Annotated in this window: 26 protein-coding genes and 1 pseudogene; 16 read left to right on the top strand and 11 right to left on the bottom strand. The window is 50.4% G+C overall.

Annotation, left to right across the window (positions count from 1 at the left end; genetic code table 11):
* A pseudogene (locus HOLDEFILI_RS12550) lies at nucleotides 1-364 on the top strand (hypothetical protein); the annotation flags it as partial.
* 149 nt (nucleotides 365-513) lie between these two features.
* On the opposite strand, the gene HOLDEFILI_RS12555 reads toward HOLDEFILI_RS12550, so the two are convergent.
* The 3 genes from HOLDEFILI_RS12555 to HOLDEFILI_RS12565 all read right to left on the bottom strand — a co-directional run bounded on the left by HOLDEFILI_RS12555 (nucleotide 514) and on the right by HOLDEFILI_RS12565 (nucleotide 3,395).
* On the bottom strand, nucleotides 514-1,677 hold the full coding sequence (locus HOLDEFILI_RS12555; RefSeq protein WP_006060117.1) for a glycoside hydrolase family 88 protein: 1,164 nt from the start codon (nucleotides 1,675-1,677) through the stop codon (nucleotides 514-516).
* Between the two features lie 119 nt (nucleotides 1,678-1,796).
* Complete coding sequence (locus HOLDEFILI_RS12560) at nucleotides 1,797-2,534, bottom strand: carbon-nitrogen hydrolase family protein (RefSeq protein ID WP_006060118.1); 738 nt, start codon at nucleotides 2,532-2,534, stop codon at nucleotides 1,797-1,799.
* A gap of 63 nt (nucleotides 2,535-2,597) precedes the next feature.
* Entirely contained in the window at nucleotides 2,598-3,395 is a 798-nt protein-coding gene (locus HOLDEFILI_RS12565; RefSeq protein ID WP_039864994.1) for a methyltransferase domain-containing protein, read from the bottom strand.
* Nucleotides 3,396-3,505: 110 nt separating this feature from the next.
* Here HOLDEFILI_RS12565 and HOLDEFILI_RS12570 point away from each other — a divergent pair, with 110 nt between their 5' ends.
* From HOLDEFILI_RS12570 to HOLDEFILI_RS12615, 10 genes are all read left to right on the top strand, one after another.
* Nucleotides 3,506-4,303: an HAD-IIB family hydrolase gene (locus tag HOLDEFILI_RS12570; protein ID WP_006060120.1), complete on the top strand. Its 798-nt coding sequence runs from the start codon at nucleotides 3,506-3,508 to the stop codon at nucleotides 4,301-4,303.
* Nucleotides 4,304-4,395: 92 nt separating this feature from the next.
* Nucleotides 4,396-4,983, top strand: coding sequence for an HdeD family acid-resistance protein (locus tag HOLDEFILI_RS12575; protein ID WP_006060121.1), 588 nt, complete (start codon nucleotides 4,396-4,398; stop codon nucleotides 4,981-4,983).
* 14 nt (nucleotides 4,984-4,997) lie between these two features.
* Nucleotides 4,998-5,303, top strand: coding sequence for a hypothetical protein (locus HOLDEFILI_RS12580; RefSeq protein WP_006060122.1), 306 nt, complete (start codon nucleotides 4,998-5,000; stop codon nucleotides 5,301-5,303).
* 106 nt (nucleotides 5,304-5,409) lie between these two features.
* On the top strand, nucleotides 5,410-5,829 hold the full coding sequence (locus tag HOLDEFILI_RS12585) for a hypothetical protein (RefSeq protein WP_244264330.1): 420 nt from the start codon (nucleotides 5,410-5,412) through the stop codon (nucleotides 5,827-5,829).
* On the top strand, nucleotides 5,826-6,302 hold the full coding sequence (locus HOLDEFILI_RS12590; protein ID WP_006060124.1) for an NADAR family protein: 477 nt from the start codon (nucleotides 5,826-5,828) through the stop codon (nucleotides 6,300-6,302). Before HOLDEFILI_RS12585 ends, HOLDEFILI_RS12590 begins: the two co-directional genes overlap by 4 nt.
* A 213-nt stretch (nucleotides 6,303-6,515) precedes the next feature.
* A complete protein-coding gene (locus HOLDEFILI_RS12595) occupies nucleotides 6,516-8,069 on the top strand; it encodes an ABC-F family ATP-binding cassette domain-containing protein (RefSeq protein WP_006060126.1) in 1,554 nt (517 codons plus the stop codon).
* Between the two features lie 74 nt (nucleotides 8,070-8,143).
* Entirely contained in the window at nucleotides 8,144-9,928 is a 1,785-nt protein-coding gene (locus HOLDEFILI_RS12600) for a DUF885 domain-containing protein (protein WP_006060127.1), read from the top strand.
* A gap of 10 nt (nucleotides 9,929-9,938) precedes the next feature.
* Nucleotides 9,939-10,430, top strand: coding sequence for a GNAT family N-acetyltransferase (locus HOLDEFILI_RS12605; RefSeq protein WP_006060128.1), 492 nt, complete (start codon nucleotides 9,939-9,941; stop codon nucleotides 10,428-10,430).
* A gap of 57 nt (nucleotides 10,431-10,487) precedes the next feature.
* Complete coding sequence (locus HOLDEFILI_RS12610) at nucleotides 10,488-10,928, top strand: peptidylprolyl isomerase (RefSeq protein WP_006060129.1); 441 nt, start codon at nucleotides 10,488-10,490, stop codon at nucleotides 10,926-10,928.
* Nucleotides 10,929-11,395: 467 nt separating this feature from the next.
* Nucleotides 11,396-11,659: a helix-turn-helix domain-containing protein gene (locus HOLDEFILI_RS12615; protein ID WP_006060130.1), complete on the top strand. Its 264-nt coding sequence runs from the start codon at nucleotides 11,396-11,398 to the stop codon at nucleotides 11,657-11,659.
* Nucleotides 11,660-11,701: 42 nt separating this feature from the next.
* On the opposite strand, the gene HOLDEFILI_RS18515 is transcribed toward HOLDEFILI_RS12615, so the two are convergent.
* From HOLDEFILI_RS18515 to HOLDEFILI_RS12630, 3 genes are all read right to left on the bottom strand, one after another.
* Nucleotides 11,702-12,484: a hypothetical protein gene (locus tag HOLDEFILI_RS18515; RefSeq protein WP_156788941.1), complete on the bottom strand. Its 783-nt coding sequence runs from the start codon at nucleotides 12,482-12,484 to the stop codon at nucleotides 11,702-11,704.
* A 255-nt stretch (nucleotides 12,485-12,739) separates the two neighbouring features.
* Nucleotides 12,740-13,234: a hypothetical protein gene (locus HOLDEFILI_RS12625; RefSeq protein ID WP_006060132.1), complete on the bottom strand. Its 495-nt coding sequence runs from the start codon at nucleotides 13,232-13,234 to the stop codon at nucleotides 12,740-12,742.
* 130 nt (nucleotides 13,235-13,364) lie between these two features.
* Nucleotides 13,365-14,279: a LysR family transcriptional regulator gene (locus tag HOLDEFILI_RS12630; RefSeq protein ID WP_006060133.1), complete on the bottom strand. Its 915-nt coding sequence runs from the start codon at nucleotides 14,277-14,279 to the stop codon at nucleotides 13,365-13,367.
* A gap of 180 nt (nucleotides 14,280-14,459) precedes the next feature.
* On the opposite strand from HOLDEFILI_RS12630, the gene HOLDEFILI_RS12635 reads away from it, so the two are divergent.
* The 4 genes from HOLDEFILI_RS12635 to HOLDEFILI_RS12645 all read left to right on the top strand — a co-directional run bounded on the left by HOLDEFILI_RS12635 (nucleotide 14,460) and on the right by HOLDEFILI_RS12645 (nucleotide 17,121).
* Nucleotides 14,460-15,329: a YitT family protein gene (locus HOLDEFILI_RS12635; RefSeq protein WP_006060134.1), complete on the top strand. Its 870-nt coding sequence runs from the start codon at nucleotides 14,460-14,462 to the stop codon at nucleotides 15,327-15,329.
* Between the two features lie 108 nt (nucleotides 15,330-15,437).
* Nucleotides 15,438-15,596, top strand: coding sequence for a hypothetical protein (locus HOLDEFILI_RS19850; RefSeq protein ID WP_006060135.1), 159 nt, complete (start codon nucleotides 15,438-15,440; stop codon nucleotides 15,594-15,596).
* Between the two features lie 29 nt (nucleotides 15,597-15,625).
* On the top strand, nucleotides 15,626-16,327 hold the full coding sequence (locus HOLDEFILI_RS12640; protein ID WP_006060136.1) for a TVP38/TMEM64 family protein: 702 nt from the start codon (nucleotides 15,626-15,628) through the stop codon (nucleotides 16,325-16,327).
* Between the two features lie 89 nt (nucleotides 16,328-16,416).
* Nucleotides 16,417-17,121, top strand: coding sequence for an HAD family hydrolase (locus tag HOLDEFILI_RS12645; protein ID WP_006060137.1), 705 nt, complete (start codon nucleotides 16,417-16,419; stop codon nucleotides 17,119-17,121).
* Between the two features lie 9 nt (nucleotides 17,122-17,130).
* Here HOLDEFILI_RS12645 and HOLDEFILI_RS12650 read toward each other — a convergent pair whose 3' ends face one another.
* The 5 genes from HOLDEFILI_RS12650 to tgt all read right to left on the bottom strand — a co-directional run bounded on the left by HOLDEFILI_RS12650 (nucleotide 17,131) and on the right by tgt (nucleotide 22,656).
* Nucleotides 17,131-18,051, bottom strand: a complete 921-nt coding sequence (locus tag HOLDEFILI_RS12650) for a DUF1848 domain-containing protein (RefSeq protein ID WP_039864995.1) — start codon at nucleotides 18,049-18,051, stop codon at nucleotides 17,131-17,133.
* 93 nt (nucleotides 18,052-18,144) lie between these two features.
* Entirely contained in the window at nucleotides 18,145-19,488 is a 1,344-nt protein-coding gene (mgtE, locus tag HOLDEFILI_RS12655) for a magnesium transporter (protein WP_006060139.1), read from the bottom strand.
* Between the two features lie 299 nt (nucleotides 19,489-19,787).
* Nucleotides 19,788-20,489 (bottom strand): epoxyqueuosine reductase QueH, encoded by a 702-nt coding sequence (locus HOLDEFILI_RS12660; protein WP_006060141.1) that lies wholly within the window; start codon nucleotides 20,487-20,489, stop codon nucleotides 19,788-19,790.
* 3 nt (nucleotides 20,490-20,492) lie between these two features.
* Nucleotides 20,493-21,515 carry a tRNA preQ1(34) S-adenosylmethionine ribosyltransferase-isomerase QueA gene (gene queA, locus HOLDEFILI_RS12665; RefSeq protein WP_006060142.1) on the bottom strand — a complete coding sequence of 341 codons (1,023 nt, stop codon included), beginning with the start codon at nucleotides 21,513-21,515 and terminating at the stop codon, nucleotides 20,493-20,495.
* Between the two features lies 1 nt (nucleotide 21,516).
* Nucleotides 21,517-22,656 carry a tRNA guanosine(34) transglycosylase Tgt gene (tgt, locus tag HOLDEFILI_RS12670; protein WP_039864997.1) on the bottom strand — a complete coding sequence of 380 codons (1,140 nt, stop codon included), beginning with the start codon at nucleotides 22,654-22,656 and terminating at the stop codon, nucleotides 21,517-21,519.
* Between the two features lie 109 nt (nucleotides 22,657-22,765).
* Between tgt and HOLDEFILI_RS12675 the strand changes: the two genes are divergently transcribed.
* Complete coding sequence (locus HOLDEFILI_RS12675; protein WP_039864998.1) at nucleotides 22,766-23,068, top strand: hypothetical protein; 303 nt, start codon at nucleotides 22,766-22,768, stop codon at nucleotides 23,066-23,068.
* Nucleotides 23,069-23,613 lie beyond the last annotated feature (545 nt).

A 23,613-nucleotide genomic window follows, 5' to 3' on the forward strand; every position in this document is an offset into this window, starting at 1 on the left:
CGGCGGCGGAATGATGACTGGTTTTGTCAAGCATAGCCGGCTGGAGGAAGCGCAGCAGCTGGCCCAGCAGCTGGAGGATCAGCTGCGCTGCTTTGAAAGCGAGCTGACCGATGTGGATATCCATACATCGCTGGAGTTAACGGTGGATCCATTTTTGCGGATCCTGGATCTTCTGTTTGATAACTTCATTACGGACTGGGCAGTTCAGGAGCGGATAGAGAAAGCTCTTGCCCAAGCTAAAACCGCCGAGGATGAAGTTCAGGCGCTGCTGGATCATCTGGCGGCGCGGCAGGATCAGACCCAAAGGGAAAATGCGGAACTTGACCGCCAACGCCGACTTTTGATCGAGCAAACCTCGATCTGAGGCGGCCGCGGATTTCAATCAAATCATACAAAGAAAATCCGGATCCGAATCAGCGGACTGCTGAGAGGAAACGGTTTTTTTATTTGCGCGCAGCAGGTAAGAAAAAAAGCGCCCGTTTGAACGGACGCCGTGAAAGTGAAATTGATTAATTACCAGTACATTTCCCAATCTTTGCTTAAGCGGGTGAGCGCTTCGAAGTAGAAGTAATCGCCCCAGCTGCAGCATTCGTCGACGCCGTGCTGACGGCAGCCGTTGGTCGGGGTGCTGCGGCAATAGGTGCTGTTAAGCAGCTGACCGTTGGAAATCTTCGGATCCTTGACGGCGCAGTGATCGTACAACGCTTTGATCATCCGTTTGGCATCGCTGATCAACTGATCAGCTTCCGCCTGATCCACGTATTTCGCCATTTCCAGCATACCGCAGGCCGCGATTGCGCTGGCGGAGGAATCGCGCGGTTCGTCGCTGCCGTCGGTGAAATCGAAATCCCAGTACGGAATCAGATCGCTAGGCAGATGATCAATGAAGTATTTCGTAACATGCCGGAACAGCTCAAGGTATTCCGGATTGCGGGTATATTTGTAGCTGATGGCCAGACCGTAGACGCCCCAGCTCTGGCCGCGTGCCCAGGCGGATTCAGCGCGGTTGCCCTGGTGGGAAACACCGTGGCTCGGTTTGCCTGTTTCCGGATCGAAGAAATACGTATGATAAGTCGAATAATCCGGCCGGATCACGACGCTTAAGGCCGTATGAATGTGCTTCAGCGCGATTTCACGATACTTCGGGTCGCCGCTGACTTCCGTTGCCCAGTACAATAACGGCAGGTTGAGCAGGCAGTCGATAATCAAGCGGTAGTTGTCTTTCGCGCCTAACGGACCCCAAGCCTGGATGAAGCCGCCTTTTTCCTGGAACCGGGTGATCAGCTTATCCGCTGCTTTCAGCGCCGCTTCTTTGGCTTTTTCATCGTTAAGCAGCTTATAGGCCGCAACACAGGAAGGGGAGTACAGGAAACCGAGGTCGTGATGTTCCAGGACGATGTTGCGGTTGACGCGGTCTAAGAAACTTTCGACATGCGTCAGGCCGGTCTGCTTGAAGCACTCTTCTTTCGTCGCTTCATAAGCCAGCCAGACCTCGCCGGTCCAGAAGCCGTTGGTCCATTCGGTATTGTCCATCAGGGGATAAAAATTGTTGACGCTGTTGGGATACTTCATGCTGGTGGTGAAGTCGTTTAAGCCGCTGCGTACCTGTTCGACAGCATAATGAATCGCGTCGTTCAGCTCAGCGTCGGTCAGTTCAGGATAATTTGCAAAGTTCATGGGAAATCTCCTCTCTATGCCCCTATTGTAGCAAGTTTACACCAGAAGTTCAACCATCTTGTATACAAGTTAAAATGAAATTTTATTTCACGGTTGGACATAGAAAAAAAACCGGAGTTTTATTCCGGAATTTCCAACGTCAGACATCCTTCCTGAGCCCAGGGCAGCGAAGCCTGAATCTGTCCGTTTTGAATATCGAAAGCGCCGCCCAGCGCTGGTTCTTCAATACCGGGTGTATCCAGATTGTTGACCAACACAACCCGCTTTGCGAAGCTGCCGGCCTGAAGGGCATACGCCTCAGCTTGTTCCTGCTTCCATTCGGTCAGAGGGAAACAGACGTATACCGGCCAGAACACCAGATCCGGCTGACGCGAAGCCATTGCGGAAACAACTTCATTGGTCCAGCCGTCGCCGCACAACAGGACGCCGATCTGTTTCCCATGATAACGGAAGATTCCGCTTTGCGTCCCTTCCCTATAAAGCTGAGGATCAGCGTCGCGGATTTTCCAGCCTGGCGACATCCGCGCATAATCAAGCAGGATTTCCCCCTGATTGGAAATGATCAAATAATTGCTCGTCCATTTCCCCTGATGAAACCGGAAATAACCGACGCCGATGCCGGAATGTACCGTTCTTGCCAGATCCCGCAGCCAGCCTATCGGCGCATCGCTGTGATCGACAGCCCATTGCCGGTCATGATCCGGATCAAAAGTCAGACTGTTAAAGCTTTGAAGAAAAGCCTCGCCGAAAAGGACAAAATCCTGATCAGGATGCGCCCGCAGAACGGCTTTGATTTTATTTAAGTTTTGAGGAATGCTTCCGTTGACGGAGAGTGCGGCGGCCAGCGTAATTTTCATATTGAACTCACCTCGATTATTTCCCGGGTAATTTTAACTGTCAGTCGATTCAAGCTTTCGTACTCAGACAGATTTTTTCTGGTAAATCCGCAGGATGAATTCCACCTCTGTGGACAACTGCGTCAAAACGGCAAGCTTCTGTTTATCCTCAATCGAAGTCTTGTAATAATACGGGGTCATCGTAAAGAGATCCTGAATCTGCGCCTGACTTTCCAGCTGTATTTCATAACGTAAAGTCTGTTCGTCAATCAGATCAAACTCCGGGGCCACGGTCGTTTCCTGTGGATTGAGATAGGGCGTATCGTATAAGACTTCTTTTAAGCCCCATAAATGCCGCTGGCCAGGGCCGACGACGATCAGTTTTCCCTGATCTTTGAGCACGCGCGCATTTTCAGCCATCGCCAGCGGCGCAAAGCAAGACCAGATCACGTCGATTGTCTGATCCGGCAGCGGCAGCTCAAAGACCGAAGCCGCCGCGAAGCGAACGGAAGGACAGCTTCGCCCCGCCTGCTTCAGCGCTTCCTTGGATAAGTCGATGCCAAAGCATTCGCAGCTTTTCAGCGTTTCACATAATTCCGTATAGTAACCCTCGCCGCAGCCGGAATCCAGCACGGACGAGGGATTGAGCGTCTGGATCAATTCCGTTAACTGATCTTTCAGCGGCTGGTAGGCTCCGCTTTGCAGAAAGCGCGTGCGGGCTTTGACCATCTCCGCGTTATCGCCGTGGATTTTCTTCGATGAACGGATTAAATTGACGTAATGAAAACGCGACAGGTCAAAGCTGTGGCGTTTTTCACATTGATAAACAGACTGCGTCAGCGTCAGCGGCCGGCGGCAGACTGGACATAGGAAGGGAATCATAACGAAGACCTCGCTTTTCTGTGGATAGTGTAGCATATTTACTGGAAAAACGGTAAAATAATTCCAACGGACAAACCTTGTTCCAACGAAGATCAAAGGAGAAATAAGCTATGTCAAAAACGTTGATTCTGGATATCGACAACACCCTGATCGAAGCGATGAAGGAGCTTCAGCCCCGCAGTGAAGCGGCGCTGCGGCGATGGCTGGCGGCCGGACATCGGCTGGTGTTTGCCAGCGGCAAGAACGCGTGCGCGTTTGACGATCTGATCGCCCTGTTGAAAATGCGGGAGGGCTGGCACATCGCTTCCAACGGCGGCATTCTGGCGGAACCGTCCACCGGCCGGTTTGAGCGGCTGGCATGCGTCGGGGCGCGGAGTCAACGATGCATGGATGTTATGGATCAGCTGGGGATTCCCTATTTTGCGTACACGCTTGATGAAATTGTGATCAACCGGCCAATGCCGCAGGCGCAGATCGACCATCTGGAATTTTTAAAGGATCCGCGCGTGGTGCTGCGCGATGCGGTCGATCCCCGGGCGGTCGTCAAGCTGTTGATGTTTATCAACGCCGCCGACGAAGAAACCCCGCGGCGATTGCGGCAGGCGCTGCAGCCGGAAACGATGGGGCTGCAGCTGATCCGCACCAGCGGCGAGCTGCTGGAAATCCATGATCAGCATCAGACCAAGGCTGTCGGGGTGCGCGCCCTGGCCAATAAGCTGCATCTGGATGTGAATGATTTGTACGCGGTCGGCGACAGCGAAAACGATATGAGCATGCTGGAAATCGTCGGTCATCCCTATATCGTCGCCAACGCTTCGCAAACCTTGAAAGACCGCGGCTGGCCGCAGCTGGCAAGCTGCCGTGAGGAAGGCGTAGCAGATCTGATCGACACGCTGTTAGCGGACTGAGATCGATTCCGGCTGCCGCGGTTGACAAGCTGGGAAAAGAAGCGAATAATGGAAGAATAAAGATAACGCTGTATGAAAACGGAGGCGGTTTTATGTTTATTTTTAGTTCAGGCAATCAGGAAAGCTTTTATGAAATGCAGGACAAAATCAACCGCAAGCTGCGTTCCCTGCGGCGGCTGGGGCTTGTCCTGGCAGCGGTTCTGGTCGTGCTCGGCATCGTGCTGTTGTTCTGTCCGCAGTCGGTCGTCTTGTGGATTGAGCGGGGAATTGCGGTCATTCTGGGGCTGGTCGGGATTGTGGAAATCCTTGACTACCTGTCGACCAGCGCGCTGTTCCGGCAAAGTCTGACGATTGTCCGCGGGCTGTTCGATCTGTTGATCGCGGTCTTGCTTTTGCGGGCCGATGCGGAAATGGTCATCACGGTGTTCGCCGTCCTCTTGGGCGTCAGCGCGATTGTGATCGGAATTCATAAGCTCGATTACGCGATGAAGCTGAACTATTTCCGGGTCGAGGGTTCCGGCATGGCGATCGCGGGCGGCGTGCTTTCGGTGATTGCAGGCATTTGTTTTCTGATCAGTCCGTTAAGCTCGGCGATCGTGCTGACGACGCTGATTGCGGCATATTGTATACTGGGAGGCATCGCATTGTTCATCGAAATGCTTTCCTTTAGAAACCGGTAAGGGAGGAATCAGAAATGGATTTCAAGAAACAGGCGGAAAAGCTCGTCCAGAATGTGACGCAGGCTGCGGAAAAAGGCACGGAGCGGGCAAAGGACAAGCTGGATCAGACTAAGCGTCAGATTGAACTGAAACGCCAGCTGAAAGCGACGGAAGAGATGTTGAACACGGCGTACATGGAAATCGGCCGGGCGTACGCGTCAGCCCGGGAAGAAGACCAGGAGATGCCGGAGGTGGAAAACTGGCTGGAACAGGTGCGCACCTCGCAGATCACGATCGCGGATCTGCAGCGCCAGCTGGCCGTGCTCAAGAGCATTGATTAACGAGGATTCAGCGGGATATAACTGCAAGGCAGAAAATGCGTGATCTCATTGATTCTGATGCAAACAAGGTTACAAAGGTGTTCAGCACGCTGTTTGAGGAGGAATGATGATGCGAGCATATCCAGAGGATTATTTAAATGATGTTGTTGAAAGTCAAGGAAAATTGTTTGATTTTGTAGCTCATTCCTACCCGGATAAGGATCCAGAAGATTTTATCGAACAGTATATGAAAAGCAAAACAAGAAAAAGGTTTGAAGAAGCGATGGCCTATGTCAACACAATGAGCGCCGAAGAATTGTGGATATACTTTATCAAAACGGAAAAGTATACTTTGAAGGCAGGTAAAGCTCTGGGCGGGTTCATGCCCGATTGGATCGGCGAGTTTTATGCGTATTATCAATGGTATTACAACATTCCGAGCTGGGAAGTGATCGAGAAAGTGCCGCTCGATTTCCTAAAGAAAGCATATTCCGGGCTGCATGATTTAGACCTGGATTTGGCCGTGCGGAAAGTGGGTGAAGTATGATGAAAATTGTTTGTTTTCATAACCCTGACGAAGAAAATGGATATTTAAGCAATTGGTATCCTTCCCGATTTATAGTGAAGAATCGTGTATTCTCCTCGATGGAGCAGTTTATGATGGTCCGCAAAGCAGTTTGCTTCCACGATGATTCTGCGGCAGCACAGATTCTGGCCACGGAGGATGTTGCCCGGATTAAAGAACTTGGCAGACATGTGTCCAATTACGATGATCATCATTGGAATGGGATACGTCAGATCGTGGTTTATGAGGGCCTGCTTGCGAAATTTTCTCAGAACGAGGATTTAAAAGAACAACTTAAGGCAACAGGAGATGCTGTTTTAGCAGAGTGTGCGGTAAAAGACCGGATCTGGGGCATCGGACTTTCGATGTCTGATCCTGACAGAATGAACAGGGAAAAGTGGCAAGGTCAGAATTTGCTTGGATATGCCTTGATGATGGTGCGTGAACAACTGTAATTCCGTCTGAGGTGATGCGGACTTTAGAACAATGATCTAGAAAACGAATAAATTTGAAAAGTTTGAAACCGGCTGAAATTCAGTAAGGTCTTCAAACTTTTATTTTGAAGTCCAAGAAAAACGCTGAAATCCGCGCTTGGAATTGACAACCTCACCGCCATTCGTTACACTGAATCCGTTATCTTATCAAATCAAACAAGGAAGGGTTAGACTATGAGTATTTTAACGCTGGAACATTGCAGCCACAGCTTTGGCGGCCGCAGTATTTTTGAAGATGTCTCGTTCCGCCTGTTAAAAGGTGAACACGTCGGACTGCTGGGAGCCAACGGCGAGGGCAAGAGCACGTTTATGAAAATCATCACGCGCAAGCTGGAACCGGAGGAAGGAAAAATCACCTGGAGTAAGAACGTGAAGGTCGGTTATCTGGATCAGCACGCCGTATTGGAACCGGGGATGACGATCCATGACGCCCTGGCACAGGCGTTTGCCGGATTATTCGATATCGAAAAACAGATCACAGCCGGTTATGAAAAGATGGCGGACTGCACGGAAGACGAGATGGACGAGCTGCTGGAACAGATCGGCGAATGGCAGGATACGCTGGAACACCATGATTTCTATCAGATCGACGTCAAGATTGAGGAAGTTGCCCAGGCGCTGGGGCTGAGCGAGATCGGACTGGACCGGGATGTCAGCGAATTGTCCGGCGGCCAGCGCACGAAAATCCTGTTAGCGAAGCTGCTTTTGGAAAAACCGGACATTTTGCTTCTGGACGAACCGACCAACTATCTCGATGAGCAGCATATCCGCTGGCTGAAAACCTATCTGCAGAACTATGAAAACGCGTTTATCCTGATTTCTCACGATATGCCGTTTACCAACGAGGTCGTCAATCTCATCTACCATGTGGAAAACTGCCGGCTGACCCGCTATGTCGGCAACGTCGACGAATTCCACCGCCTGTACGAACAGAACAAGCTGGCGCTGGAAGCGGCGTATCAGCGTCAGCAGCAGGAAATTGCCCGGATGGAGGACTTCGTCGCCCGCAACAAGGCACGCGTCGCGACCCGCGGCATGGCGAATTCCCGCGCAAAGAAGCTGGCGAAGATGGAACGGATTGAACTGAGCGCGGAAAAGCCGAAGCCGACGTTCCGCTTTCAGATGGGGAAAACCCCGGGCAAGGTCATCTTTTCCACAACCGATCTGGTGATCGGCTATGACGAACCACTGTCCAAACCGATCAACCGGGTGCTGGAAAAGGGTCAGAAAGTGGTGATTACCGGCGCGAACGGACTGGGTAAGACTACGCTGATGAAAAGTCTGATGGGGCTGATCCCGCCGGTCAGCGGTTCCGTCCAGCTGGGCGAGCATGTGGAGATCGGCTATTTTGAACAGGAAATCACCGAGCCGATCCGCCGCACCTGCATCGAGGAATTGTGGCAGACCTATCCCGCCTATTCCCAATATGAAATCCGCAGCGCGTTAGCCCGGTGCGGCTTGACGACCGATCAGATCGAAAGTCAGGTAATGGTGCTGTCCGGTGGGGAACAGGCGAAGCTGCGGCTGTGCAAGCTGCTGAACACGCCGTACAACGTGCTGTTTCTGGACGAACCGACCAATCATCTCGATCAGGACGCCAAGGACGAGCTGCACAAAGCGATTGCTGAATATCCGGGAACGGTGCTGCTGGTCTGTCATGAAAAAGAATTCTACACCGATCTGGCAGACGCCATCTGGGATTTAAGCGAAGTCAGTCTGCGCCGCTGATCACGTATGCGCCGCCCGCTTTGATGCTAAACTAACGATGACGAACCGACGTCGTCGAAAGGAGAAGGAAAAACATGAACCTGAAAAAAATCGGACTGGCGCTGGCAGCATCCGCGCTGATCCTGTCCGGCAGCGGCTGCTCGCTGTTTTCCGCAAAAAAAGCGAGTCCCGCGCCGCAAGCACAGACGGGAACCACGGAGGTCCAGAAAGCTTTCGATGAATTCTTGATGGAGGAAACCCGCCGCCAGCTGACGCAGGACGCCCTGACGCTGCATTTTTCCCTGACGGATCCCGCGGCTCTGGGCATCCGTGAGAAACCGGTGACGCTGGGCAGTCTGAGCGAAGCCGACGAACTGCGCCATCAACAGGAAACCGAAGCCGCGCTGCAGAATTTACAGAAATTCAAGCCGGAAGATCTCACGGCCGTCCAGCAGCTCAATTATCAGCTGCTGCAGCGCGATCTGAAACAAACGTCAGCGATGAACGAATACATGCCTTTGCAATTTCTGTTCGAGCCGAACCAAGGCCTGATCGGCGCGTTAAATCAGAACTTCCTTGAGTTCCGCATGGAAACGGAAGAGGATGTCCAGCTGTATCTGACGCTGTTGGCGGATGTAGAACGCTATCTTAACGAAGCCTTGACCTATACCCAAAACCAGGCCCGGCGCGGCTACTTCCTGCAGGATGAAACCCTCGACAGCACGCTGGCGGAAATCGACCGGTTTGTGGAAAAGGTAGACGACAATGCCCTGATCGTTAATTTTGAGGAAAAGCTGGACGCGATAAACAGCCTGAGCGACGAGCAGCGTCAGCGCTATGCCAACGAAAATGAAACGCTGATGAAGGAAACCTATCTGCCAAGCTACCGTCATGTCCGGGAAGAACTGGAAGCCCTGCGCGGCAGTGCCAAGGGTCAGGGCGGTCTGGCGGCGGCGTATGGTGAGCAGGGACGCGCTTATTACGAGCTGTTGATGCAAGCCAAAACCGGAACCGATCAGACGATCATGGAACTGGCCAGCGAGCTGGAGAATTTCCTGATTCAGAAGCTGCAGCGCATGCAGGCGCTGGCCCAGCAGGATCCAAACCTGCTGGAGAAGCTGGAAGCTGTGGAATTCCCGACCGTCGACGCAACGGAGCTGTTAGCGGAATTTGAAAAGAAAATGACGGAAGTGGTGCCGGAAATTCCCTCGATCCGCTATACCGTCAGCTTCCTTGATGCCAGTATCGCCAGCGAGAATACGATTGCCTACTATCTGATTCCGCCGCTGGATCAGGAAACGGAAAATATCATGAAGGTCAATCCCGCCTATGCCGACAAGGCCGAAACGCTGTGGACTACGCTGGCGCACGAAGGCTTTCCGGGACATTGTTACCAACATAACTATTTTCAGAATACCGATCCTCATCCAATCCGCCGTGTCCTTTCGGAAACTGCCTACGCGGAAGGCTGGGCGGAAATCATCGCGCTGGAAGCTTACCGCTGGCTGGGCCTCGACGATGAAAATCTGATCGAAGCCCTGCAGATCAACGCGATGTTCGGCTACTATCTGCAATCCCTGTGCGATATGGGGGTGAACGGCTTAGGCTGGAGTGAAGCGGATCTGACAAGCTATCTGAGCAATTTCGGCTATGAAGACGCAGCGGCACAGATTTATCCTCAGCTGGTTGCCAACCCGGGCGTGCTGCTGCCATACGGCGTGGGCGAAATGAAGATGGAACAGCTGCGCGATCAAGCCCGCGAAGCCCTGTCGGATCGCTTTGATCAGAAGGACTTTTACAGCGTGATCCTGGATAACGGTCCGCGTCCGTTTACCTTGATTGAACAAGACGTCCAGACGTATATCCAATCCAAGAAATGAGGGATGACGCATGAGAATCCGTCAAGCCAGTCCGCAGGATGCCCAGGGTCTGGCAGAAGTTCACGCACTGAGCTGGCAGGCCGCGTATGCCGGGCTGATCGACCCCGAATTCCTGAAAACCCGCACCCTTCAGCGCAGCTTGGAAACGTTTAAGCGAAATGGCTGCGCTGAGATCTGGCTGGCAGAACAGGCGGACAAGATCGTTGGTTTCTGCCGGATCGGCACGGAAGAAGACGACGGTGAACCGCTGGGTGAGATCGTGGCGCTGTATCTGTTGCCGCAGTTTCAACGTCAGGGGATCGGCAAGCGGCTGATGCAGACAGGGATTGAACTGTTGCGCCAGCGCGGCTATTCCACAATTGTCCTGTGGGTTCTCAAGTCGAATGTCCAGGCTCGCCAGTTTTATGAACACTGCGGATTTACGGCCGAGCCTGTGGAAAAGACATTAGATATGGGTACACCGCAGATCGTCGTGCGGTACCGGCTGACCTGCGAATCTTAATGCAAGGATTTTGAAAATAGAGTAGAATAAGAAGGAAAGAAAAGGAGCGAACAAATTATGGGTTTAATTCAAGGTAAAATTACGATGGCCAACGGAGCGGAAATTCCGTTTGAGCTGTATCCGGACGAAGCGCCGATCACCGTCGCCAACTTCGTCAAGCTGATCAAGGAAGGCTATTACAACGGCAAGACTTTCCACCGCGTCATTCCGCATTTCGTTTCCCAGGGCGGCTGTCCTTACGGCACCGGCGCGGGCGATCTGGGCTACACAATTCCCTGCGAAACGAAAAACAATCCGCACAAGCATGTCGCGGGTGCGATGTCGATGGCTCACCGCGGCAAGGACACCGGCTGCTGCCAGTTCTTCATCTGCCATGATCCGCAGCCGCATCTGGACGGCGTGCATACAGTCTTCGGTCAGGTGACGGATAACCTTGGCGCTGTCCGTGCCATGCGCAACGGCGACGTCATGACCAAGGTGGAAATCACCGAAGAATAATCCAATATCAATCTAACTCTGCTTCTCCCAAAGCAATGATTTCGGGACGAGCAGAGTTTTTCTTTTGTCCGGCCGTTGCTGGAGTCTGTTTCTACGTATATTCCTAATATTTTGAGTGTATCAAAAAAATGTATATCAAAAAAGATTAAATACCAGAAAAACTTTAAATAAACACTGTATTCTTTCTTTTTGAAAATTGATTATGATAGAGGTTGTAATTCATATTTAATTGAAATTAGTAGAAATAAGAAAAAATTATAAATTTATTTTTTACCTCATTTTATCTTGATAAATACCATGTGAAATTCTTACTTCTCTTTTGTTATCAAGTGAATTTTTCACTCTCCTTTTCAGCAATTCTTTCAAAATCACTTACCTGTAAAAATACTATTCCCATATATGGGAATAATTGGGAAACGATATTGCTATCATAGAACCGCAAAAAACAAAAGAAAGGAAGCTGAACTATGGAATACGTAACATTGATATCGAAAAGAATCCGGGAATTATGCAAACAAAGAGGTAACATTTCATATTATAAATTATCTGAAATGTCCGGCGTCAGCACCTCCACCTTGGAGAACATCATCAAAGGTCATACCAAGAATCCAGGAATCGCAACAATTCATCAGTTAGCGTTAGGTTTTAATATGACGATCGCTGAATTCTGTGATTTCGATGAAATGAACATGTATGAATTTGTCGAGGAGGAAAACGAAGTCGCTGGCTGACGTTAAGCCTTTGACTGGAATCCAACGAAAAGGCAGCCTTTTTCAGACTGCCTTCGGTTTGGATTTTTTCAGCATGCGATTTTCTTTCTTGATCTTTTTCTTTAATTGCTTTTTCTCGTTCTCACTCAGCGGATAGTCCAGCGAGTAGAGATGCGCGTCCTGATATTTAATCTTCTTGTCATATTTGACGACTGCCACCCACTTCAGCTTGTGTTCCAGCTTGGATTTCTTCGGCCGCAGATACAACAACGCCGTATCGAGAATTTCATATTTTTCATTCATAAAGTCGATCCGGGCAATCGGTGTCTGCCACTGTCCGTTATAAATAACCAGCCCTTTGACAACCAGGAAGGAATTCTGAATGGTCGTGCTGTCGAAGGTGAACTCAGCCTGTTCGATCTCTTTCAGATCGCTGGTCAACTTATCCGCGTTGCGCTTGCCGATCAATTCATTGCGCTCCATCAACAATTCCACAATCCATGATAAGAACAGGATGACAACCACAATTGGAATGATGAACCAAGCATACTGGCTCTGTAAGAACAACACAATCTTTCCCAGGAAAGGAACGTGCATGACATAGATGCCGACGATATCCTGCCGGTATGTATGATATTCATCCAGACCTTCGTAAGCATAAGCCTGCGTATAATACCGTACCCGGCCATCCGATTCTACTTCGGTCTTGGCTAAAGTATGCGTCAATACCGTATCTTCACCCAGCCGGTTCGCATGGAAGGTAATGATTGTGCCGGGAACCAGCTCATCATCCGATTTTATGTTCTTGGATAACACCAGCGAATAGGTTGGAATCTTCGGTTCCATACTTCCGCTCAATACGGTATAGAATTGAAAACCGGTCAGATTGATCATGGTATCCGGAAAGAACAACATCCCCAAGATATAGCAGAACAAAACAAAAGATATAAATCGGAATATCCAATTTACTATCTTCGGCTTAACTCTCCACTTTTTCTTTGTCTCCATGTTACTATCCCCGCAGTTATCTCTATTTTATCAGTATTCAGGTTAGAATCAAAGATACTTTTAAAAAAGCCATCCGAAGATGGCTAGTATTATTTACTTTTTTTCTTCCAAAGCTGCATCAACAGTAACTGAAACAACTCCATCCGTAACGTTTGTTTTATCGGCATCAGTTAAGGTAGTAGTTACTTTTATGGTGTAGTTACCATTTGTAATGGGTGTAGTACTCAAATCTACCTTTGCATCTTTATCATCGAAGATTTCAACTGTAGGTAAATCATTAACATCTTTACCATCAATAGTTGCGCTTGGTTTTGTTGTTAACGTCAAATCTTTGCTTGTACTACTTGCATTTGTAACTGTAACTGGTATGTCAGTTATTATTACTGGATTTGCATTTAAATCTCTATTTTCCATAGTTGGCGTAATAGGAGTGTCACTTGTTGCAGTTAAAGTAATTGGCTTAAGACCATTAATAGTAGTCGAACCAGTCTGCTTCAAAGTAAGACTATCCCACGCTGCATAAGATCCTGTCGTAGCGGCGACGATCGCCGCACCGGTCATGAAACCGAGAATTGCTTTTTTCTTCATTATAATATTCCTCCTCTTAACTAGAATATGTTTACATTCTTATTATAAGAGGAAAATTCGTAAGTGTGTAATATCAATAAGGTATAGCCTGGTTATACTTTTTATGAAATTATACTTTTTATAAGGAATATTATTCACTTAATGAGGAACAGAATAAGTCCAGAAAGAGCTTGGCTTCGTTAGATAAAGTATGCCGCTGGCGTTCGATCCAGACTAAATGACGGTACACATTGTCCGTTTCCAAGGGGATAGAAGCGATGCCGCCTTTCTTGAGATCGGCCGCTTGCCAGCAGTTGCCGAACATGAATGAATTGCTGTGCTTCAACAGATTGATCATCGTGTGGTAATTGTTGATCGTGACGGTCTTCTTGAAGTTTGTCAGTTCCTGATCGCCGACTTTGAAGGTGTAATTGAGCTGAGTGTAGAAATCCTGCGGCATCCGCAGATAGGTCATGTCCAACAGCTCGGAGGTGGCAATCGTGCTTTGCTGGGCTAACGGATGGGTTTGGGCAAGATGGACGTACACCGCGTCCTTCTTAATCGAGTGCATCTGTAATCCCTGAATTTTAATCACCCGGGTCATGACCCGGTGCTGCACGGAGTTCAAGGTCATGATCGCGATCTCGGATACCTGATCGCTGACGTTCTTGATCGCCTGCTCGATACCGGTTTCCTGAATGTTAATGACCGCGTGATCGCTGGGAGCCGCTTTGAAATAGTCCTGCACGATCACATCCTGAAGCAGAAGCATCGCCGTCGACACCAACAAGCGCGTTTCCACCACCGCATGATACGTTTTCTTTAACCGTTCGATCTCGTCAAATTGCGAAAGAATGCTATGAGCATAATAATATAAGCTCTGGCCGACCGGGGTCATTTCAATTCCATGATTAGTTCGGATCAATAACTGGACGCCCAGCTCGTCTTCCAACGCCTGAACGGTTCGGGATAAAACCGGCTGGCTGATGTAAAGAATTTCAGCGGCTTTGTTGATGCTTTTCTGATCGACGATGGCGACGTAGTAGGTTAACGCTTTGACGTCCATTTAAATCACCTGCTTTGCTTACTTTAATCATACCATAAAACAAGTGTGTTCCCGATTATTTTGATCGGGAAATGAACAAGATAAAAGAGAAAGATGAAAAGTCAAAAATAGACTGGTAGAATTACACGAGTTCATATAAAATAGGAGAGGATCCGTGGGGAAACCAGGAGGAACCAATTCATGAAACGCCATTCACAAGCTTATGATTACACGATGATTCTGATCGGGTCGGCGCTGTTTGCGGCTTCGATTAATCTTTTTGTCGTTCCGGTCAATCTCTATAACGGCGGGATCGTCGGATTGTCGCAGATTTTCCGAACGGTGCTGGTCAGCCGGATGAACCTGAATTTCAGTTTTGATATCGCGGGCGTGATCAACTTTCTGATCAATGTGCCGCTGTTCGTTATGGCTTACCGCTCATTAAGCCGCAAATTCTTTCTCGGGACGCTGCTGTCGCTGATTACCCAGACTGTCTGCTTTTCGCTGATTCCGATTCCCGCCGTCCCGATTCTGGACGACGTGCTGGCTTCGCTCATCATCGGGGCGATTGTCGGAGCTTTGGGAATCGGGATGACACTGGTCAGCGGGGCCAGCGGCGGCGGAACGGATATCGTCGGCGTGTATGCCGCGCTGCATTGGAAATCGTTCAGCGTCGGCAAGCTCCAGCTGTTGTTCAACGCGCTGGTGTACTGCCTGTGCGCGTTCCTGTTCGATTTGCCGATCGCGATTTACAGTATCATCTATGCTGCCGTGTACTCGTTTGTGCTCGATAAGGTTCATCTTCAGAACATCGAGATGAGCCTGATGATCTTTACGAAGAATCCGGAAATCAAAAGCCGGATCCTCAAGGATTTTGTGCGCGGAGTGACGTATTGGAAGGGTTTGGGCGCGTACACCCAGACGGAAACCGAGGTGCTGGTCACAATCGTGTCCAAGGACGAGGTCAACGACCTGCGGCGGATGATTACGCAGATGGATCCCAAAGCTTTCATCATCGTTAACGAGGGCTTGCAGATCACGGGCAACTTCATAAAACGGTTAGTGGAATAAACGATTGGCAAAAAGAAAACAAAAAGTTAAGAATTCGACAAAACTTGTCAGAATTCCGCTATATTCAAAGCAGACCTTTCATGGTAAAATAGAAACGAGGTGTTAGATATGAAAATTGAGTTTAAACAGTTAAATGAACTCGCGCAGAAAAAAGCAGAGAAACTGTTAAAGGAAATCAGCTTAACGGTGAAAGACGTTGATTTTGATGTAACAGGCGCTGATATTACGATGATCGTCAAAACGACGCAGGAAGTCATTCATCTTTAAATCACCGGGATCCCTGGTGATTTTTTCTTATGAATAAGCAACGAAAATGGAACCGGCTGCAGGGGATCGCCGCGATTGCGGGGGTACTTTTGCTTGTGCTGGCGGCCTTGGATTTTCTTCCGGCGGTCAATGCGTTATTGAAAAGCGGCGACGAACAGGCGATTCAGCTGTACTTCCGCGCACTGGGGCTGAAAGGCGTGTTGTTTTTGATCCTGCTTCAGATGGTGCAGGTGATCACGTCGCTGATCCCGGCGCTGTCGCTGCAGGCAGCGGCCGGGGCCAGTTACGGCCCATTATTCGGTTCGCTCGTCATTCTGGCAGGGATGGTTCTGGGCAACGGTCTTGTCTATTTGTTTGCGGAAAAGCTGCTCGGTCAGCTGTCGCCGGAATCGAAGATTTCGCGGTCGCTGGAGCGTTTCCATCACTGGCTGGCGGGAAAAAATAAAGAGCTTTACTGTTTCCTGATGTTTCTTCTGCCGATTCTGCCTAATGTGGTCAAGCCCTATCTGGCGGCGGTTTCGGATGTCCGCTGGTCCGTTTTTCTGTTTTGCTGCGGTGCCGGCTCGATCATTCCGGTCTTGGCCGGTACGCTGATCGGAAACTTTCTGATCGAAGGGCGGACGCGGGAAGCGCTGATCGTTGCCATCGCGGCTGTCATCGCATCGATTCTGGCCGCGCTGATTCAAAAACGACGTTCCGCTCAGACGACCGATCGAATGAGTAGAAAATAAGCAGAAAATTGGACAATCGAAAACGATTGTCCGCTTTTATGATATTGGTAATTTGTGTATAATAGAGCCATTGCGAAAGGAATCTGACGATGAAAAAAACCTATTTTTTTGATTTGGACGGCACGCTGCTGCCGATGGATCAGGATCAATTTGTCCACAGTTATTTTTCCCGCCTGGCGAAGAAGATGGCCGGGAAGATCGATCCGAAGCAGCTGGTTGAAACAATTTGGAAAGGCACTGCGGCAATGGTGGGCAACGACGGACGCTCGACGAACGAACAGGTGTTCTGGCAGATTTTCGATGTGTTGACGGGTCTGCATCATGAAACGCTGGAAGAAGAATTCCTCGACTACTACCGCAACGAATTCAACGAAGCGATCGAAGCCTGTGCGCCGACGCCGCTGGCGAATAAGATTGTGAAACGGATGAAAGAAAAAGGCTATACGCTGGTCTTGGCAACCAACCCGATCTTCCCGCGGATTGCGACGGAAAACCGGATCCGCTGGGCCGGCCTGGACCTGAACGATTTCGACTGGATCACAACGTTTGAGGTCTGCCGCTATTGCAAGCCGAATCCGAAATACTATGAAGAAATTCTCCAGCGGTTGAATCTTGATCCGAAGCAGTGCGTCATGATCGGCAACGACGTCAAAGAAGACATGACGGCCCGTTCGCTGGGCATGGAAGGCTGGCTGATCACCGACTGTTTGTTAAACACGGAGAACCGGCCGGTGGAATGCGAGTTTGAAGGCACACTGGCGGAGCTGCAAGCGAAAATTGAAACGCTGGCATAATAAAAAAGTCTAGAACAGGCGCAGCTGCCGTTCAGACTTTTTTTTCATAACGATTTGATCGTCAGGCTGTACATGACCGATTAAGAGTGTGGATTGCGGATCGTGCAGCGCTCTCCGCCGGGCGATCTGCGCCTCGTCGAAGTTGGCGTAGCAATAGCGGCAATGATGAGCACAGCTGTTGTATTCTCCGAGGTCCGTGACCTGCAGGCATTGACAATGCGGCCGCGCCTGGGTCAGCGGATATTCCAGCGTTTTCCCGGTCAGCGCCCGCAGCCATTCAGAATCGATGCAGCTGCGGTTCTCAATGCCGGCAGCGCGCAGATCCAGATTCTCCGCGCACAGCTGCAGCCGCATACCGTAACGAGCGCCGATCTCAGCCAGCCGGTACGCTAATGCCGCAAAGCGCTCCAGAGAATCCGGCTGCCAGTTCAGTTCACGCTGATGCTTCCGGGTGTTTTTATAGAGATCCAGATGGCTGATGATGATCTGCGTGCAGGAACCCGCCAGCTGTTGGCAGCAGCGCTCAAACGCCCGGAGGTGAAACGCTTCGTCGTATCGTTGAGATAAGAAGATCGGATCATACCGCAGAATCATGTGAGAAGGGCCGAGCCAGTCAGCCAGCTGGCGGAAGCTGTCCAATACCTGCCGCTTATCCGTTAAGCCTGGTTCAATCTCAGGACCATAAGGCGTCACCGTGACCTGGAAACCGACCGCGTAATCGCGGAAGACAGCCATCTTATCCAGCATCGGCGTCGGATTCTTGGTCATGAAGATGACCGCGTCGACCTGACTTGGTGAAAACTCCACGCGCAGCACCTGGTTGGGCGCGAACGGATTGCGGATATCGACAAGCCCGTCCTGAAAGCGGCGGACAAGCCACTCACTGTAAAACGCGCACAGATCGGTGCGCTGGGAACAGCACAGAAGCATCGGTTTCCCCTCCTTTTCTGGTTTCCAATATATCACAAAGCGATCAAAAAAGGCAGTTCATTGACTGCCGTAAGTGAAAGTGTTTTTGGAGGGTCAGATCAGATACGGAAGAAACAACGTCGCCAGACCGAGGAAGAAGAAGAAACCCAGAACGTCCGTCACGGTTGTCACAAAGACTGACGAAGCCAGCGCCGGATCGACGTTGATTTTCTTGAGGATGACCGGCACGGCATAACCCGCGATCGTCGCAAACGCCATGTTCAGCAGCATCGCCAGGCCGACAACCAGCCCGAAGATCGGATTCTGCTGCATGACGCCGCAGATCAGCGCGACGACCAGACCGATGCTGACGCCGCTCAAAATGCCCACGCCGAATTCCTTGAAGAAGACCCGCCGGGCATTGTCGCCGGTTAATTCACCCAGCGCGATACCGCGGACGACGATCGTTAACGACTGCGTGCCGGCGTTGCCGCCCATCCCGGCGATGATCGGATTGACCGCCGCCAGCGCGACGACTTTTTCGATCGTTCCGGAAAAGACCGCGACGACGGACGAGGCCAGAAAGGCGGTAAGCAGATTGATCAATAACCAGGGCAGCCGGCTTTTCAACGATTCAATCAAACTGCCGTCGACTTTTTCTTCTTCGTTGATCTGCGCCAGTCGGTGGATATCTTCAGTGTTTTCTTCTTCGATGATGTCCATGACGTCGTCGACGGTGATGACGCCGAGGATGTGATCGTGCTCATCCACAACTGGCATCATGAGGAAGCTGTATTTGCTGAAAATCCGCGCGACTTCTTCCTGATCGGTCGAGGCGGGGACGGAGATGACGTTCGGGTTGGCGATGTCGCGGATCAGCGTATCAAAACTGTGAGCGACGATTTCCCGCAGCGAAACGACGCCGGTCAGGACGTTGCTTTGATCGACGACGTACAGGTAGTACGCCATTTCCGCGTCCTGCGCCGCTTTCTGCAAATATTCCAACGTCTGCAGCACGCTCATGTGCTGGGATAAGCTGATAAATTCCGTCGCCATCAAACCGCCGGCAGTATCGGCATCGTAACTCAGCAGCTCGCGGACCTCCTGGCGGTCTTCAACGTTCATCTTGCTTAAGACATCTTCCGATTCCGCCTCATCCAAAACGGAAACCAGGTCGGTAATTTCATCGGAGGACATTTCCTCGAGGATGACCATCTGTTCGGTATCGGAGAAATGCGACAACAAGCCGTATTTCTCCTCGTCTTCTTCTTCATCGACGATTTCGGCCAGGATTTCCGAAGGCAGCCGCTTCATGATGACGTCTTCATCCTCTTTATATTCGTGGATGACTTCCAGAATATCGACCGGGTGGATGAACTCGATCATTTCCGCCAGCTGTTCGTCGGTGGCGTGCAGCAGAAAATTCCGCAGCTCTTCTTTGCTGATTTCTAATTTCATACGATCTCCTTGATCCGGAAGTACCGGTGCGATGCGTTAACCAGGCCGGCTGTCGAATCTGATCTTTGTAACGGGTAGAGAAAACGAAGATCGGCAGACAGGCCCAAGGACTTTTCCAATGCTTTCATTATAGACTCTTTCCGGCAGGCAAAACAACCGTTCACAGAATATTTTTTGTGAGCTTGGAATGAAAAAGCCAATTTCTCAATAAAGTATCCTGAAGCAGTGAAGATCAGCGTTTATGGCTTGGATAAGCCGTTCGGAAACTCACCGTAAAGCGGCAGGAGAATAAAAAAACCTCATCCAATTTGAGATGAAGTTTCTTCCGCTTTGCGTTTTATGTCTTCCTGACGCTTCTCATACGAATACCGGCAGCCGCAGTAATCCTGCCGATACAGCTGATGCAGCCGCGATAATTCCTGCCCCCGGTCAATGCCTTTTTTCTTTTTAAAGTCCGAATAGAAATACGGTACGTCCGGATACTTGTGCGACAACTGCCGTCCAATCTCGTTCAGTTTCTGACTGTCTTTCTGCCGGCTGATCGTCATGACGGTTGTGAAGTAATCGAAGTGATGCTCGCTGGCATACCGGTAAGCCTCGTCCATCCGCAGGCCATAGCACAGAAAGCAGCGGCCGCCGCCTTCCGGCACATCCTTGAGGACCGATAACCGTGCGGTGAATTCCTCATTGCGGTAGGGTGGGACAATCAGCTTGACCGGATGCGGTAAGGTAGGATTGACCTCTTTCAGATAGCGCTTCAATTCATCCAGCCGCCGTTGATATTCCGCCGCTGGATAGATATTGGAATTGTTGTAATAAATCGTGACTTCAAATACACTGCTGAGAAATTCCAGCGGGAACGCGCTGCACGGTGCGCAGCAGGCATGCATCAGCAGCCGCGGCTGCCGGCCTTCCGCCACGATCCGCGCCATTTCCTCCACGCTCATTTTCCAATAGTTGATCTTCGGTTTGGAACTTGCCGGTCGTTTATTCTGCTCCATAAGCTATTCGATGAACATACTGTCGCCGAACGAGAAGAACCGGTATTTCTCGTCGATCGCCGCCTGATAAGCTGTCATGATCTGATCTTTGGTCGCAAACGCGCTCACCAGCATGACTAACGTGGATTTCGGCAGATGGAAATTGGTAATCAAACCGTCGATCGCTTGAAATGAATAACCTGGGAAAATGAAAATATCAGTATCCTCGTGACATTCGCGGAACTCGCCGTACTTGCTCATGATCGCTTCCAATGTCCGGCAGCTGGTTGTGCCGACCGCGATGATCCGCCGGCCTTCCGCTTTTGCCTGATTCAGCCGGTCCGCCGTGGCCTGATCCATCATGAAGAATTCCGAATGCATGTGATGATCAGCGATATCCTCGGTGTCCATCGGCCGGAACGTGCCTAAACCGACATGCAGCGTGATATCCTCAACCTCGACACCTTTGGCTTTCAGCTGATCGAACAGCTCCGGCGTAAAATGCAGACCGGCCGTCGGCGCGGCGGCGGAACCTTTAACCTTGGCGTAAACCGTCTGATAACGCTCCGGATCATTCAGTTTTTCCTTAATGTACGGCGGCAGCGGAACATTGCCCAGCTTTTCCAGAATTTCATAGAAAATACCGTCGTAGATCATCCGGAACTGACGCAGGCCTTTTTCGCCGATCCCGATGCATTCCGCTTTCAGCTCGCCTTCATTAAAGGAGATGATGGTACCCAGCTTGACCACTTTGGCGTTGCCAACCAGGCATTCCCACTCATCGCCTTCCTGCCGCAGCAGCAGCAGCTCGACGTGCGCGCCGGTTCCCTCTTTCGTGCCGAACAGCCGGGCTGGGATAACGCGCGTGTTGTTGCGCACCAGAACATCGCCCGGTTTTAAATAATCGACGATGTCGTAAAAATGCCGGTGTTCAATCGCGCCGGTGGAACGATGCAGGACTAACAACCGCGACGCTGACCGCTTCGCCAGCGGCGTCTGCGCGATCAACTCCTGCGGCAGCTCAAAATCAAATTCGCTTGTTTTCATATCAGAACCCCCTCGAGTCCACGCTGTTCAGATTATATTTCTTAAACAGCTCCGCTTTGAAATCACCAAAGCGGTCTTCCCGGATTGCTTTTCTGGCCTGTTCCGTCAGACTTAACAAAAACCGCAGATTGTGAATCGACATCAGACGGCTGCCCAGTCCTTCGTTGCAGCGGAACAAATGCCGCAGATAGGCACGGCTGTAATTCTTGCAGGTGTAGCAGTCGCATTCCGGATCCAGCGGCCCGAAATCTTCTTCATATTCCTGCTTTTTAATGTTAACCCGGCCCTGGGAAGTCATCAACGTGCCGTGCCGGGCAATCCGTGTCGGCAGCACGCAATCGAACATATCGACATTGCGCAGAATACCTTCCAGAATCGCGTCGACCGACCCGACGCCCATCAGATAGCGCGGCTTTTCCCACGGCAGATATTTGACGCTGTAATCGATCATCTTATACATCGTTTCCTTGGATTCGCCGACGGACGTGCCGCCGATCGAATACCCTGGGAAATCCATCTCCGCCAGCGTTTTGGCGCACATCTCGCGCAGGTCCTGATACTCTCCGCCCTGGACGATGCCGAACAACGCCTGTTCCTCCGGACGCTGATGCGCGTCTTTGCCGCGCTTGGCCCAGCGCAGCGTCCGTTCCACGCTGTTTTTCATGTAATCATAGGAGCAGGGATACGGAGCGCATTCATCAAAGCTCATGATGATATCCGCGCCGATCTTGTTTTGGATCTGGATTGATTTTTCCGGACTTAAAAATAAGGTAGAACCGTCGAGATGACTCTTGAAGGTCACGCCTTCTTCCTTGATCTTGCGCCGGTCCGCCAGCGAAAAGACCTGGAATCCGCCGCTGTCCGTCAGCATCGGCCCGGAATAGTTCATGAATTTCTGGACGCCGCCGGCTTTATCGACAATGTCTTCGCCCGGCCGCAGCCACAAGTGGTAGGTATTGGCCAGAATAACGCCGGCCCCCAATGCCTTGATTTCCTCCGGCGACAAAAACTTAACGGTCGCTAAGGTGCCGACAGGCATAAACATCGGCGTTTCTACGTCGCCATGCGGCGTGTGCAGGATGCCGCAGCGGGCGCCTGACTGTTTGCACACATGGGTAATCTCAAATCGAATTGCACTCATATATTTTTCACCGCCACTATTCTATCATAAAAGCCCCTTCCCTGAAAGGAAAAGCCGGAATAAGCTGAATCCTGCCGGCATAAGCCTAGAGAAAGAGGAGGCCTGGAACATGGAAGAAAACAAAGAAGAAATTCAATGGATCAGTAAGATTCGCCGTCATTTTCATCTGCGGATCGAAATTTACAACCGCCGCAAGACGATCAAACAATGCAAAAAGGAGGTCCTCCAGACGACGCTGCAGCTGGGGAAGGTGACGTATCAATGCGTTCTGAATCAGAAGGAAAGCGAGGAGATCGCCGCTTTATCCTCGTTTATCCAGCAGCGGTTAGTGACGATTGAGGAATTGGAGCAGCAGATCCGGCAGCTGAAACAGGGGGAGGAAGAACAGGATTTTCTGGACGCAATGTTTTAATTGAAGTCTGTGATTTCTGAAGATGAAGCTGGAGATGAAGCCGGCAGGTGCGGTTCCACGGTAAGGAAAAAGCAGACTTCAATATAAGCAAGGCTGCACGAAACGGAAAAGCTGGATTTACGGGTTCCCATCTGTTTATCCTATTATATAGGAAAGCGAACTTCAGAAAGTTCCGTTTTGTATTCAATGGGTTAATATTTAATGCCAAGAATTCAAATCAAGCGAGGGGACGGGTGTCCTCTTGTTTTTTTGATCCTGATCCTGGGGTGATCAGATTCGATCTTTATGGAGCGCAAGCGTTTTAATAAGAAGGAAAGACTTTTATCGAATCGAAGTTGAATTTCAAGGTATAGCTAATCGGAAGACCAGGGACCGCCGTAAAATAAATTGCGAAACGGATGATCGTAATGGATAAAAGAGTGTCGCAAATGAATTTTGTTTTTTAGCAACAAGCCGATTTACAGAATCCAGAATAAAAGAAAAAATAAACGAATACTCAAAAAACGCAATAACAAAAGGCGATAAGGGAATGCAAAGGAGAAAAT

The sequence above is a fragment of the Holdemania filiformis DSM 12042 genome (assembly GCF_000157995.1).
Classification (GTDB): Bacteria; Bacillota_I; Bacilli_A; order Erysipelotrichales; family Erysipelotrichaceae; genus Holdemania; species Holdemania filiformis.